The organism is Chitinophaga sp. YR627 (genome assembly GCF_900114995.1).
In the GTDB taxonomy this organism is placed as follows: Bacteria; Bacteroidota; Bacteroidia; order Chitinophagales; family Chitinophagaceae; genus Chitinophaga.
The window spans coordinates 1,260,022-1,273,660 of the sequence record NZ_FOUX01000002.1; the positions used below are offsets into that span (position 1 = coordinate 1,260,022).

Annotated in this window: 13 protein-coding genes and 1 tRNA gene; 8 read left to right on the top strand and 6 right to left on the bottom strand. The window is 45.0% G+C overall.

What is annotated here, in order from left to right:
- Positions 1–6 precede the first annotated feature (6 nt).
- The 3 genes from BMZ72_RS13615 to BMZ72_RS13625 are packed head-to-tail and all read right to left on the bottom strand — an operon-like array spanning position 7 to position 4,006.
- Positions 7–1,602: an MFS transporter gene (locus BMZ72_RS13615; RefSeq protein ID WP_089809156.1), complete on the bottom strand. Its 1,596-nt coding sequence runs from the start codon at positions 1,600–1,602 to the stop codon at positions 7–9.
- Positions 1,595–2,662 (bottom strand): HlyD family secretion protein, encoded by a 1,068-nt coding sequence (locus BMZ72_RS13620; protein WP_089809158.1) that lies wholly within the window; start codon positions 2,660–2,662, stop codon positions 1,595–1,597. Before BMZ72_RS13620 ends, BMZ72_RS13615 begins: the two co-directional genes overlap by 8 nt.
- Positions 2,663–2,668: 6 nt before the next feature.
- Complete coding sequence (locus BMZ72_RS13625; protein WP_255373198.1) at positions 2,669–4,006, bottom strand: TolC family protein; 1,338 nt, start codon at positions 4,004–4,006, stop codon at positions 2,669–2,671.
- Between the two features lie 91 nt (positions 4,007–4,097).
- Here BMZ72_RS13625 and BMZ72_RS13630 point away from each other — a divergent pair, with 91 nt between their 5' ends.
- The 6 genes from BMZ72_RS13630 to BMZ72_RS13655 all read left to right on the top strand — a co-directional run bounded on the left by BMZ72_RS13630 (position 4,098) and on the right by BMZ72_RS13655 (position 9,498).
- Positions 4,098–4,892 (top strand): AraC family transcriptional regulator, encoded by a 795-nt coding sequence (locus BMZ72_RS13630; protein ID WP_089809160.1) that lies wholly within the window; start codon positions 4,098–4,100, stop codon positions 4,890–4,892.
- 280 nt (positions 4,893–5,172) lie between these two features.
- Positions 5,173–6,741: a S8 family peptidase gene (locus BMZ72_RS13635; protein WP_089809162.1), complete on the top strand. Its 1,569-nt coding sequence runs from the start codon at positions 5,173–5,175 to the stop codon at positions 6,739–6,741.
- Positions 6,742–6,910: 169 nt separating this feature from the next.
- Positions 6,911–6,981 (top strand) — tRNA-Gln (locus tag BMZ72_RS13640).
- 201 nt (positions 6,982–7,182) lie between these two features.
- Positions 7,183–7,596 (top strand): VOC family protein, encoded by a 414-nt coding sequence (locus BMZ72_RS13645; protein WP_089809164.1) that lies wholly within the window; start codon positions 7,183–7,185, stop codon positions 7,594–7,596.
- A 79-nt stretch (positions 7,597–7,675) separates the two neighbouring features.
- Positions 7,676–8,593, top strand: a complete 918-nt coding sequence (locus tag BMZ72_RS13650) for an SDR family oxidoreductase (protein ID WP_089809166.1) — start codon at positions 7,676–7,678, stop codon at positions 8,591–8,593.
- 2 nt (positions 8,594–8,595) lie between these two features.
- The gene (locus BMZ72_RS13655) at positions 8,596–9,498 is read left to right on the top strand and encodes a helix-turn-helix domain-containing protein (RefSeq protein WP_089809168.1); all 903 of its coding nucleotides are present in this window, start codon (positions 8,596–8,598) and stop codon (positions 9,496–9,498) included.
- Here the strand turns inward: BMZ72_RS13655 and BMZ72_RS13660 are convergent.
- Positions 9,479–10,459 carry a DMT family transporter gene (locus tag BMZ72_RS13660; RefSeq protein ID WP_089809170.1) on the bottom strand — a complete coding sequence of 327 codons (981 nt, stop codon included), beginning with the start codon at positions 10,457–10,459 and terminating at the stop codon, positions 9,479–9,481. The two genes, BMZ72_RS13655 and BMZ72_RS13660, sit on opposite strands and share 20 nt — an antisense overlap.
- 58 nt (positions 10,460–10,517) lie before the next feature.
- The gene (locus tag BMZ72_RS13665; protein WP_089809172.1) at positions 10,518–11,396 is read right to left on the bottom strand and encodes a helix-turn-helix domain-containing protein; all 879 of its coding nucleotides are present in this window, start codon (positions 11,394–11,396) and stop codon (positions 10,518–10,520) included.
- 77 nt (positions 11,397–11,473) lie between these two features.
- Between BMZ72_RS13665 and BMZ72_RS13670 the strand changes: the two genes are divergently transcribed.
- Positions 11,474–12,304: a hypothetical protein gene (locus tag BMZ72_RS13670; protein WP_177222785.1), complete on the top strand. Its 831-nt coding sequence runs from the start codon at positions 11,474–11,476 to the stop codon at positions 12,302–12,304.
- A gap of 29 nt (positions 12,305–12,333) precedes the next feature.
- Positions 12,334–12,975 (top strand): class I SAM-dependent DNA methyltransferase, encoded by a 642-nt coding sequence (locus BMZ72_RS13675; protein WP_089809174.1) that lies wholly within the window; start codon positions 12,334–12,336, stop codon positions 12,973–12,975.
- Here the strand turns inward: BMZ72_RS13675 and BMZ72_RS13680 are convergent.
- A complete protein-coding gene (locus BMZ72_RS13680; RefSeq protein ID WP_089809176.1) occupies positions 12,951–13,613 on the bottom strand; it encodes a hypothetical protein in 663 nt (220 codons plus the stop codon). The two genes, BMZ72_RS13675 and BMZ72_RS13680, sit on opposite strands and share 25 nt — an antisense overlap.
- Positions 13,614–13,639: the final 26 nt, after the last annotated feature.

Genomic DNA, 13,639 nt, shown 5'->3' on the forward strand with positions numbered 1-13,639 from the left:
TCCTGTTTAATAAGATGCCGGCGCAGGCTGATTATTCCTCAGATTGATCACCGTTCTGTTCAGATAAGGCACGAAGGCAATCATCAGTATGATCACAACCAGAGCGCAACTGATCAGATAGTAATAGTCCATGGAGTACCTTATCTGTGCCTGTATATCGGCTGAGCGGTATAGTAGTCCGTTGGCGATCTTCGTTGCCTGATCTGCCGGAAGCCCTTTTGCCGCAACAGCCGTTTTGTAGTTTACCAGCTTAGCTGTCACTAAGGGATCCAGCGAGGTGACCAGGTCCAGAAAGCGGTTGTAGTGAACTTTTCTGGAAAACAGTTGGAAGTAATTGATCAGCGCAATAGAGATACAGAAACCTGTAAAACGAAACAGTACCCCTGTTGCGGAAGCAGTCCCACCCAGATGGGCGGGCACGGAAGAAATAGTATAGATGATCATAGGCGCCATTAGCAACCCAACACCTATACCCTGTAAGATCAGGGGTATGATAAAAGTGGGTACATCTGCCTGTGTGGCAAACAGTGTATGCATCCACAGATGAAATATCAGTAGCAATGAGAAACCGGCCATCCAGATCCATCTTACGGAACGCTTCATCAATATCCACCGGGAAGAGTAAAGCACACCTAATATGATACCGCCGATGTTCGCGAGCAATATATAAGACAGGTGTCTGGGATCGAGTCCGAGGACTGTTATAAAATAATTAGTGGTGATATTGAAAGCGCCTCTGCAAACATATAGTATCGTAATTAGGCTCACCCCAATGACATAGTTACGATAACGGAATACATCCAGGCTGAGATATGGTCTTTTTAAGGAACGTTGTCTGATAATGTGGATAAGCAGTAATACAACTACCGCTATGCTGGCAGCCATAATCCGTTCATCCTGTAACCAGTAATATTGCTGTCCGTACAAAAGGATATATCCGATCAAACAAAGCATGGTAGTATATACTACATAACTGGCCCAGTCCAGCTGATACAGCGGTATTTTTCTGTTCAGGCGGATCCTGTTCATGATAATGACCAGTAATATCGCGCCAGGGATATAGGTAAAGATCATCCACTTGTACAGCACATTAAAGTCAAAGGCATCTATAATCGGCGCCGTTACCAGTGTGGTAAAAGCCGTGATACCCAGCAGTACGCCATAGAAGAGTGAATAACCGATCTCACGGGCACGGTTTGTTCTCAGACGACTGAACACAAGCGTGATACAAACACTCGTAGTTATACAGTTGGCCATCCCCTGAATAAAACGCAGTGGTAGCAATATATACAGATCACGTGTAATGAAACATCCGTAAGAAGTGACGATCTGTATGATAACGCCAATCAGCAGATATTCCTTACTGGCGATATAAATAAAGAACCTTCTTTCCAATGCGAAGAAACCTGCCAGCGATGCATAAAACAATACCATCGAGTACTGTACGTCTGCCGGTTCTATACCATAATAACCAGCGGCATTGGAACCGCTTGCGGTAGATATACCGAACATCAGCATAGATGGCATCAGGTTCAGGAATATCACGATCCTGATCAGCCATTCAGAGGCCCATGGTTTGAATATGGGAGTGCTATTAGCCATTTTTCTTACTGATTGCTACAGTTGCATTCATGCCGGCACGCAGTAAAGCAGTTTCTGTTACGTTGCTGGTGAGTCTGATGCGTACGGGAATACGTTGTACGATCTTCACGAAGTTGCCTGATGAGTTATCAGGAGGCAATAATGAAAACCTTGAACCTGTAGCGGGTGATAAGGATTCTATTGTGCCGTTAAAGGTCTTACCGGGGAAGGCGTCAATCTCAATATTGGCTACCTGTCCGATATGCATATGGCTGACCTGTGTTTCTTTGAAGTTGGCAATGATCCATTTTCCGGTAGCCTGATTCACGATAAATGCAAGCGTTTGTCCGGCCTGGATCAATTGTCCTTCCTGGATAGTACGGCGTCCCATCTTTCCGTCATATGGTGCCCGGATGACCGTATAGGAAACATCCAGTTTATTACGTCCCAGCATGGCTTGTCTGCGTTCTATTTCAGCAGCCAGTACGGCCTTCTGGGATTTGATATCGTTTATTTTTGATACAGCAGCATCGTAGTTATTGATAACCGTCTGATAATCTGCTTTCGCAACGTTCAGGGCTGTTTCAACATTTTCCAGCTGTTGTTTTGTAGCGGATTCCGCGTCATACAGTTTCTGGTAACGATCATATTCCTGCTGTTGCTTCCAGAGTTTTGCTTTTGCCGCGGCTATCTGTGCTTCCGTTGCATTGGCATTCTTTGCAGTGGTTGTTACATTACTTTCCAGCACCTGTACCTGTGCCTGTGCATTAGACAGTGCGGCATTTGCTTCCTGTTGCTGCAGCTGGTATTCGCTGTCGTCAATGATCAGCAGGGTATCTCCTTTCTTCACATCCTGATTCTCTTCATAATTGATCCTGCTGATATAACCTGTCACTCTTGCAGTGATCGGGTTGATATATTCTTCTACCTGCGCATCGTTTGTTTCTTCATATTTACGCAGTTCGAATAATGTGCTTATTCCCCATATAGCCAGTGCTATCAGAATAATACCTGCCACCCATCCGGTGATGGTGGTAATTAATCTGTCTGTCCGGGCATGGTTGTTCTTCTTAGCTGTCATACTAATTTATAAATTGCCTATAACTTTTTGTAACTGGTAATATCTGACGCGGGCAGCTATATTGGCTGATACCAGGTCAAATTTTGTTTGCAGCATTTGTGTATCTGCATCTAAAAGATCTGTAACAAGGGAGAGTTGATTGAAATAGGTATTATTTACAATCCTGAGGTTCTCGGTGGCCTGTTTGATGTTGGTTTCCGCAACATCAATACGGGTCAGCGCTTCCTTATAACGCAGGTATGCTTCGTTTACCTGTTGTCTTACGACATCACCTGTTTCTTTATGCTCTACTTCCTGTCTTTCCAGTTGTAGTTTTGCTGCTTTTTCCTTGTGCTTATTGTGATAAAATGAGGATATCGGGAACGAGGCTTTCACACCATACATCCCTAATCCGTACACCGCATCCCCGTAGGGATAAAACTGTATCTGCGGGTAGGACCAGTTGTACTCTGCAAACAGTCCTATCTTTGGAGAGACGTTGGCCTTTACCTGTTTCAGCGACAGTTCTTTCAATATCGTTTCTCTTTCTGAGATCTTGTATTCATGCGCATGTTCTGCGGCCGCTGCCAGGTAATCATCGTAGGTACCTGGTACAGTAAGATCCAGTGTCATGGTGCTATCAGGCTGAATCAGCACATGTTCATCGATACCGATCATCAGATCCAGTTTCTGGCTTGCGATAGCGATGTCATTTTCTATCTGTATCATGCCCATTTTCTGACGGGATAATTTCAGCGTAGCTCTCAGTACATCGCTTTTCAGTACAACACCATTTTTCTGTAATTCCTGGATGTGGGCCAGTTGCCTTTCCTGTTCTTCAATATCCTTTGCTATCAGTTCTTTAAACCGGCAACTGCGCGCCAGATCCAGGTAACAGACCGCCGCATTGAATTTTACTTCTGATACGGTCAGGTTCTTTTGTTCTTCTGCTATTGCATGTTCCGTTGCTCCCTTCTGAATTTCAAGATTCGTCTTATTGCCATTGTAGATGTTGAAATAAGCTTCTCCGCCTACCTTGTAAAAGTTGTGTAGTACGGGAAACTGATATGGTGTATGAAAGAGGCCATCTTCGTAAACAGGCATATTTGTCACACGGGCATAAGCACCGGCAGCATTGATTTCAGGCAGACGTTCCGCCTTTGCATCTTTCAATGCTTCTTCACTACTTTCCACGCGCAAACGGGACATAGCTATCCTTTTGTTGTTCAGTTCCGCCTGTTCCCATATCTGCGCTAGTGTTAGATGTAACGGTTTGGTAGTGTCATGAGGTTGTTGTGCCGTTACGCACATTGTCAAAAACATAAAAGGTAGCATCAACACCACCTTTCTTATATCAGTACACATAATCTTTATTCTGTTGCAAAGGTACTGTGAGGAGATATGAACGCTTTTATCTAAATTGCCAATTATTTGTCCATTCAAGCCATTTGACGCTATGCACTTACTGGCAGATTATCTGAACGAAATAGATGTATATCCGGACTCAGTATATGTGATGCATGAAAAAGTTGAGCGTAAGTTTTCTATGCACTCGCACATAAAAGGACAGCTGACCTATGTTGAGGGCGGTATCGCATTCTGTAACCTGCCTGACAAATCCTATGTAATACCTGCACGCCATTACATATGGATTCCCAAACAACAGGAGCATTATATGCAGATCAGGCATTCCAAGTCAACTACGACCAGGAACCTTTATTTCTACAGTCAGGACGATCATCTCACGCCGTTTTATAACAAAATGGGCATCTATCCGGTGAATGATCTGTTACTGGAAATGATCAACTATTCTGCCCGTTGGGAAAGACATGTGTTACCAGGAGACCCGGGATTCCGTTTTCTAAGTTCGATCAAGGATATCTTACCGGATATCAGTACAAGCGCCTTGCCTGTTGCATTACCTACTACACAACACGAGCGTTTACGTCCGGTGTTACAGTATATCGCGCAAAGCTTCGATCAGCAGCTGACATTAGAAAGCGTCAGTAGTCAGTTTGATATGAGTCCGCGTACTTTATCGCGGCTTTTCACCAATATCCTGGACATGTCTTTTGTGCAATATCTGCAAACCTTAAGGGTGGTACGAGGCATTGAAATGATCCTGCAGACAAACCAGACGTTAAGCGAGATCGCTTATCAGACGGGGTACAGTAGTATTGCAGCGTTCAGTAAGGTTTTCTATCAGCTGACCAATAAGCGGCCATCCAGTTTTCAGCAGGATGTGCATTGATATGCCACAAACCCTTACACTTCAATACAATATTACCACCATAACATGCCGTTTATAGGTTTTCCCGTTAATCCAATTGAATAAATCTGTGACCGCCTGACAACTTTTAACATTTTTCAATGCCATTAAAACTTTACCTTGCGCAACAGTAATTCCGTCAGGAGCACGGGTCAGAGCACTCAGGATTGGATGTAGCATTATTAACACACAATTCAATAAACCAACCCCAGCTAGTCATACACAGAACAGGACTACAGCTGATCAATGAACATTTTATCACATGAATATTTGTAAGCCAGCGGCAGTCATTGCCACACTATTATTGTCAGGATTCGTTGCGGATGCACAGAAACATAACTGGCAGAGCATGGACCTTCAGAAAGATTCAGTATTCGGTATCAGCGCTGAAAAAGCCTATTCAGAGTTGTTGAAAGGCAAGAAGTCAAAAACAGTCGTTGTTGCAGTTATCGACAGCGGTATTGACACGACGCATGAAGACCTGAAAAGCATCCTCTGGATCAATGCAAAAGAGAAGAGAGGAAATGGCAAGGACGACGATAAAAACCACTATGCTGACGATATTTATGGATGGAACTTCATCGGCTCTCCTAAAGGGAATGTTGACTTCGACAACCTGGAGCTGACCCGTATGGTTCGTCAGCAGCAAAAACAATTCGGCAGTCTGACCAGTGTGCCGAAAGATACTGCCGGACTGTACCAGTACAAGCAACTGAAAAATAAGTACGACCTGAAATTATCTGAAGCACAGCAGACGCTGGTAGGTATCAGCCGCTTTGTAGAGATGCTGGATACTATGCTGGTGAAGTTAGGTAATCCTAACCCGACAGCCGCAGAATTACAGGCTTATACACCACAGAATCCGGCAGAAGCACAGATCAAACAAGTGATCTCTGCACAGCTGGACCGTTATCCTGATTTCAAAACCTTCAGGACTACAGAACTGGATGCTGCTGTAAAACACTATAAAGAGCAGGTAGACTACTCCCTCAACCTGGATTACGATCCACGTGGGATTGTTGGAGATGACTACAGCAATACAACAGAAAGATATTATGGTTCCGGTGATGCTACCGGTCCGGATGCGGATCATGGTACACACGTAGCAGGTATCATTGGCGCCGGCAGAAATAACAACATGGGTATTGATGGTATTGCTGATAATGTACGTATCATGTCAGTAAGAGCGGTACCTAATGGTGACGAAAGAGATAAAGATGTAGCTAACGCGATCCGTTATGCAACAGATAATGGCGCTAAAGTGATCAATATGAGCTTTGGTAAATCCTACTCTCCTAACAAGGATGTAGTGGATGAAGCGGTAAAATATGCTATTTCCAAAGACGTACTGCTGGTACACGCTGCAGGTAACGATGCTGAGAACAACGACGTTACGCCTAACTACCCAAGCCGCATCTATCAGAACGGTGATACCGCAACTGCATGGATCGAAGTAGGCGCTTCCGGTCCTGAAAATGATGAAACACTGGCTGCACCATTCTCTAACTATGGTAAAATAAACGTGGATGTTTTCGCGCCGGGTGTTGGTATCTACTCTTCTACACCGGGTTCTCACTACGAATATCATGATGGTACCAGTATGGCAGCCCCTGTTGTAACAGGTCTGGCAGCCCTGATCCGCTCTTATTATCCAAAACTGAGCGCAGTACAGGTAAAAGATATCATCCTGAAATCTGTAGTAAAAGTGGAGCATCCGGTTACCATCATGGTCGAAGATCAGCCTAAGTCTGTACAGATGACGGAATTGTGTCGTACAGGTGGTGTGGTAAATGCTTACAAAGCACTGGAACTGGCTGCTACTTACAAATAAGACAATCAATCTCCAATTTCCAATAGAAATTAGTTTCGCGTATGCGGAACTAATTTTTTCATTTTCAACGATTTATAAATTTTTTATAGATTTTTTTGGAAGTTATGAAGATTTGCATAATTTTGCCATCCCAAACACGCAAAGCGGAAGAGGGAAACAAAAACTACCTTGCCTGATAGTATAACGGTAGTACGACAGACTCTGACTCTGTTTGTCTTGGTTCGAATCCAGGTCAGGCAACAAAAGAAACCGCTACAAGTTACTTGTAGCGGTTTTTTGCTTTCCACCCCTACACGACCAAAGCCCATAAATAAACCTATTTTTAGAAAATAAGGACCCAAAAGGACGAGATTGGAATAAGTACCTCAGCATAAAAGTTCAATCTGATTTTAAGTGTAAACCTGTCTTAATCCGGCATCACCTATAAAAGAAATAGCAGTTATGCAACAGCGAATAGCCCACATTGCCTTAGTAGTAAAAGAGTATGATGAAGCCATTCAATTTTACACGGAGAAGCTAGGTTTTACCCTTATAGAAGACACTCCACAGGGTGATGGAAAAAGATGGGTAATAGTAGCGCCTCCCGGCGCCGGGGAATGTAGTTTGTTACTGGCTAAAGCAGCCAACGAACAACAAGCCGCAAGTATCGGTAACCAAACCGGTGGACGGGTATTCCTGTTTCTATTTACTGATGATTTCTGGCGCGATTACAACACCATGGTCGCAAGACAGGTTCATTTTATCAGACCGCCAAAACAAGAAGCATATGGGACGGTAGCCGTTTTTGAAGACCTCTATGGCAACCAGTGGGACCTGCTGCAACCCAATAAAAATAACAAAGGACTGTATATATAACTCACAACTACTAGGAAACGGCTACAAACCTGCGGGATTTGATTAAGTCCCTCTACTACCCCACAGGTACCTTTGGTCCATGAAAATAGTCATTACAGGTTCTCTGGGGAACATCAGCAGACCGCTTACCATAGCGTTGATAAAGAAAGGTCACGCCGTGACCGTTATTAGCAGTAATCCGGCAAAGCTGCACGAAATTGAAAAATCAGGCGCCAAAGCGGCTATTGGTTCACTGTCTGATGCGAGATTTGTCAATACAGCGTTTAGCGGCGCTGAAGCCGTCTATTGCATGATCCCGTTCGATTTTTCCATAGCAGATCAGGACGCGCATATGAAACAGATCCTTGGTAATTACGTGCAGGCGATCCGGCAGAATGGTATCAAAAAGGCAATATTCCTGACAGGATGGGCAGCCGAAATCGCGGGACATGGTTTAGGACCTGTACTTAAAGAACTGGAAAGCGTCGCTATTTCTGAACTGCGCCCTGCTATTTTCTATACGAACTTCTATCAGATGATGGATATGATGCGTGGGAAAGGAATGATGGGCTTCATCATGGGCTTACAGGCATATGGCATCAGGGCATTATTTGGAAGAAGAGGTTTGCTGATCGGGAATTATGGTGCTGATGACAGAATCGTACTGGTAGCACCTGAAGATATAGCTGCAGCAGCGGCCGAGGAATTTGATACACCTGTCAGCGGTCTGAAGGTAAGGTATGTAGGCAGCGATGAACTGACCTGTAATGAGGCAGCTGCTATATTTGGAAAGGCTATCGGAAAGCCATGGATGAAATGGATGCGGATCTCAGATAAACAGATGCTACAGGGATATAAGATGGCCGGACTGCCGCAAGGCCTGGCTACAGATCTTGTAAAAATGCAGGCAGCCATTCACGATGGTACTATACTCGCGCAGTATGACCGCCACAGACCGGTGTTGGGGAAAGTGAAACTGACCGATTTTGTCAGGGAATTTGCAAAGAAGTACATTTGAGTATGCAACCCTACAAAGTCAAATCAATTGCTGAGTTTTTGCAGCTGAGAGGGCTGCCTAAAACTCAGCATCCGCTGATCAGTGTGATCGATATCGGCAGTCTCACAGAAATTCCCCGGGGGCCTAAACTGGTAGTGACCGACTTCTATATGATCGCACTGAAAAAGGGATTTGCCGGCAATATCAAGATCAGGTATGGGCAGGAAGCGTATGATTTTGATGAGGGCATTTTATCATTTACAGGTCCGGGTCAATTGCTCGGGTTTGAGATGGAAGGACCTATCGAAGGACACCCATCCGGATGGCTCCTGTTGCTGCACCCTGATTTTCTGTGGAATACTCCCCTGGCAAAGAAGATCAGACAATATGAGTTTTTTGACTATGCCGTCAATGAAGCCTTATTCCTCTCAGAAAAAGAAGAGATCACTATCAGACAACTCGTCACCAATATCGAGCAGGAATATTATGCGAATATTGACCAGCTTAGTCACGATATCATTATTTCCCACCTCGAGTCCCTGTTCAATTATTCGGAACGGTTTTACAGAAGACAATTCTTAACAAGACGTATATCCAATCATCAGTTACTGGATAAACTGGAGCATATATTACAGCAATATCTTGATGAAGAAACCAGACTGCCAACCGTGGCCCATGTGGCAGCGGCCTTACACGTTTCTCCAGACTATCTGAGTAGTATGCTTAAAACGTTAACAGGACTCAATACGCAGCAGCATATTCACCAGAAACTGATTGAAAAAGCAAAAGAGCAGTTATCAACAACTACTCTTTCGGTCAGTGAAATTGCGTATCAACTGGGTTTTGAACATCCGCAGTCATTCAGCAAACTATTCAAGACAAAAACCAACCTTTCTCCTGTTGCATTCAGAAGGTCTTTTCAATAGGCGCCGGCTGATAACCCGCCTGTTTCCAGGTATTCCTGAAATGCACACTGATCCCTACCAACACCACACAAAACCCGATCTGTGCATATACGCCCGGAAAACTGGCTCCTTTTAACATTATCTCACCTATCAGTGTAAACAATATTTCAAACGCCTGTGTAGCCTCTATTGCCGCCAGCGCCACCGTATTTTTGCTGACGATCTGCGTAGCCTGATAAAAACCTACTCCTCCGAGAAAACCCGAAAACAAGGCAGACAGAAAAGACGATTCACATTGTACCCCTGTTGGCAGACCACTCTTAGCAAAACCAATTGCGCTCAATATGAGCAATAAAGGCAGGCAACCGATACTCATCCCCAACACCCGCTGCAAAGCGTTTAAATGAAGCCCTTTTTGCTCAAGATCTACCATTAACCTGCGGTTACCCAATGGCCATACGATCGCCCCGGCAATCACCGTTAAAATGCTTAGAATGGTATTTCCCAGGGAATGTAATTGCGTCAGTTTTTCCAGTTGCATGATAAAAACGCCTGATAAGATCACAATAGAGATGGTCAGGGCTTTTTTGGGTATCACCTTCCGGTGATCCGGATAAATGAGCGGCGCCAATAAAATACCCGCCAGAATGTTTATCTGGAACGTAGCCGCGACCATCCAGCCGGGAGACCATAAAGATGCCACCGCCAGCAGTGTATACAGACAACCAAATCCGATAACACCCCATTTGATAAAAGTGAGGGGCGCCTGTCTGATGGCAGATAAGGTCGATTTCAGCTGTCCTGCCAGGAATACCACCACGCTCAGAATAGGAATCAGAAACAGGCTACGCAATGCAGCTGTCCAGGCCCAGTGACCACCCGCGCCGGAAATGAGACTATTGATAATGAAGGTAGATGATAAAAACAGGGAGGCCGTAATACCCCATAAGATGGCCTTTAAAACTTTCCTTTGTGCTGACATGCCACAAAATTAGAAGGGCAGTCAACCCTATTCTGGTACTTTTCGGGTGATTTATGGCCTATAAGGACCGGCTTTGCCGAAAGGCTGCGGGTGTCAGTCCGGTATGTTTTTTAAAGAAACGACCAAAGAAAGCAGGATCGTTGAAACCCAGCGCATAACTGATCTCTTTGACCGATTGCACGGAGGTCTGTAACAGGATCTTACTTTCAGTGACCAGACGTTCCTGTAATAACTCAAATACGGTTAGTCCGGTGGATGCCCGGCAGATGTTGTTCAATTTCTTGATATCTGTCCGCAGGTGGGTGGCATAGAATGCTGCCTGGTGTTCCTTCCGGAAGTTACGTTCGATCAGTTGTTTCAGCTTGTGGAGTAATTCACGCTGTGCAAGACTTGCCTGGGGAAGCGGGTGTTGCAGCTGATGCTGCTGATTGTATTGCAGTAGTAGCAAAGAGACATAGTGCAGGATGATATCCACATCCGGTTGGGTACCGGCTAATGTAATGCGGAGCTGTTCTATGATGAAATCCGTTACTGCCGACAATTGCGGATGCAGATCGATATAAGGTCCGGAGGCATAAGCGTCCAGTAATCCCCTTCCATCTTCGTGCGGATGGATCTTCAGGAATCTTTTGAATAGTTCTTCACCAAACATGATCAGCCAGCCATCACGATCAAAAGGAGCAATCAGGTGTACCTGTCCGGGATGGATAAAGTACAACCTGCCCGGCTGTATATCGAATGTTTTGAAATTGATCGCATGTATGCCTGTGCCGGCGCTTACCAGCATCAGTTCGTAGTGATCATGACGATGTGGAATGACGGAAAGGTGATTGATATCTTTATGTAATCTGACAATACGAATATATTCGCCATCCAGTAACTCCTGGACAGGCAGATCACGGGATCTTCTGAATGATAAATCGTTTGTCTCGAACATATTCTCCCTGCTTAAATGGGATTGGTGCAAGATATGGAAATTCTCCCCTCCCGCATCTCTATATAAACCCAAAGGCCTTGAACAGATTACTATTGTTTTCCCTGCTTTTTGTCGCCTGTCAGACAGGCACTTCTCAGCAGCCCATCACTTCCATTACCCAAAAACCGGACTCACTTCCCGTCCGAAATGTCGCTTTTGACTCCTCCTCACAATACATCCATGTCTTCGTCGCCCTTTGTGACAACGACAACCAGGGCATCGTTCCCGTACCCAAAGCAATAGGCAATGGCCAGGACCCGGATAAGAACCTGTACTGGGGTTGCGGCAATGGTATCCGCACCTATTTCAAAAACAGTAAAGAATGGAAACTGGTAAAGCAATACAGGATGGACAGTCTGCGACTGGAACGGCTGATCTTCCGGCATGTGCAACAGCCTTACTATCTTGTAGCAGATGCATATGATGGCCGGTACATCCGGCAATGTACAGTTGACTTCCTGAACAGCTGTGCCGGATTGCTCAAGGATACAGCACAGGTAAAGGAAAGGACATTGGGTATCAATGGTAATGCCAGACTACTGGCTTATATCGGTCACGATGGGCTGATGGATTTTGATTTGCAGGAGCGGTTTGTTAATACAGATAGCATCCGCAGAGATGCGATCATATTAGCCTGTATCAGCAGGGATTATTTCAGTCCTCATCTGGCGGCTACACGGGCCCGTCCGCTGGTATGGACGACCGGTCTGATGTGCCCGGAGGCCTATACTTTACATGATGCGTTGAGTAGTTATATCAGGAATGAGCCGGTAGAAAATGTCAGGAGCTGTGCGGCAAAAGCCTATGCGAAATACCAGCGATGCAGTGAAAAGGCGGCTAAGGGATTACTGGTATCCGGCTGGAAATAATATCGGCCAGACAGCTTTACCTTTGTGGTATGGAAGAGCGGAAAAATGTTTTCAATATATACAATATCATCGCGGACTGGTTTGCGGCAAACCGTCCTCAGGAATTGATGGAGAAAGCATACCTGGACAAGTTGATCCAACTGACGGGTAGAGACGCCCATATACTCGACCTGGGCTGTGGGACGGGTAAACCGATGATGCATTATCTGATCAGTCAGGGATTACAGGCGACAGGTGTTGATGGCAGTCATAGTATGCTGGAAATCGCCAAACAAAACCTGCCATCCGCTGTATTTATACAAGCTGATATGCGTACGCTGCGGCTGAACAGGAAGTTCCATGCGATCATCGCCTGGAACAGTTTCTTTCACCTCCCTGCGGAAGATCAACCGGCTATGTTCCAGGTCTTTAGGGACCATTTACATGATCAGGGAATATTGATATTCACATCCGGTACAGAACATGGAGAAGCATGGGGCATGAACGGCGGTGAAAACTTATTCCATGCCTCACTCAACCGTGATCAATACCAGGATTTGCTGGAAGCGCATCATTTCCAGGTAATAACCTATCAGGAAAATGATCCGCAGTGTGGTCATGCCACGGTATGGATTGCACAACTCAACCTCACCGGATCAATGACCGATCATTCATCTGCCTCAAATCCATGACCATTCTTTCCATAAAAGATCAGCCAACGGGCGGCAGCATACAATATATGTACCTGACTTGGCAGTGAGCCAACCTCTATATCTGGTGGTAAATGCTGATCTTTCAGATACTGCAGATCATGTTTTGCAGCCAGTTGATCGGCTATCTCCAGCAGCCGTTCGCCATACTGGAGTGTGCTGTCTGCCAGGTGGGTTTCCCAGGCGGCTTCATATAATTCCTCCCCTATCAGTTCTTTGCAGAAAGTTGTCAAAAATTTACCCCTGAACACGTTCTCATCCTGGATCTCCGATATATATACAGGAACCCCGTCTGTCTCTTTTGCCAGCTCGATCACATAATATCCTTTATAATGCTGATACCAGAATTCCAGGCTATCGGATTTATCACTTTCATCATACTGTGTTTTTACCCATTCATCTGCTTCCGGATCTCTTCCTACCATGGGTGCTTTGATGGTTTCATAAGATGGTATCTGTATCTCAAACCACTCCTCTTTCAGTACCTCTCTTGAGTATCTCTTCTTTGTGCCGGGAATTACAGGTATAGGGTCAGTTCCATTGAGTATACGAAAAAGCTGATCAAACCTCTCTTTACATTCAGGTTTAGGTTTACCCAACGGACGCCAGTCTAGTCCCATAAGATATCTTAAATTAGAATTTCAAA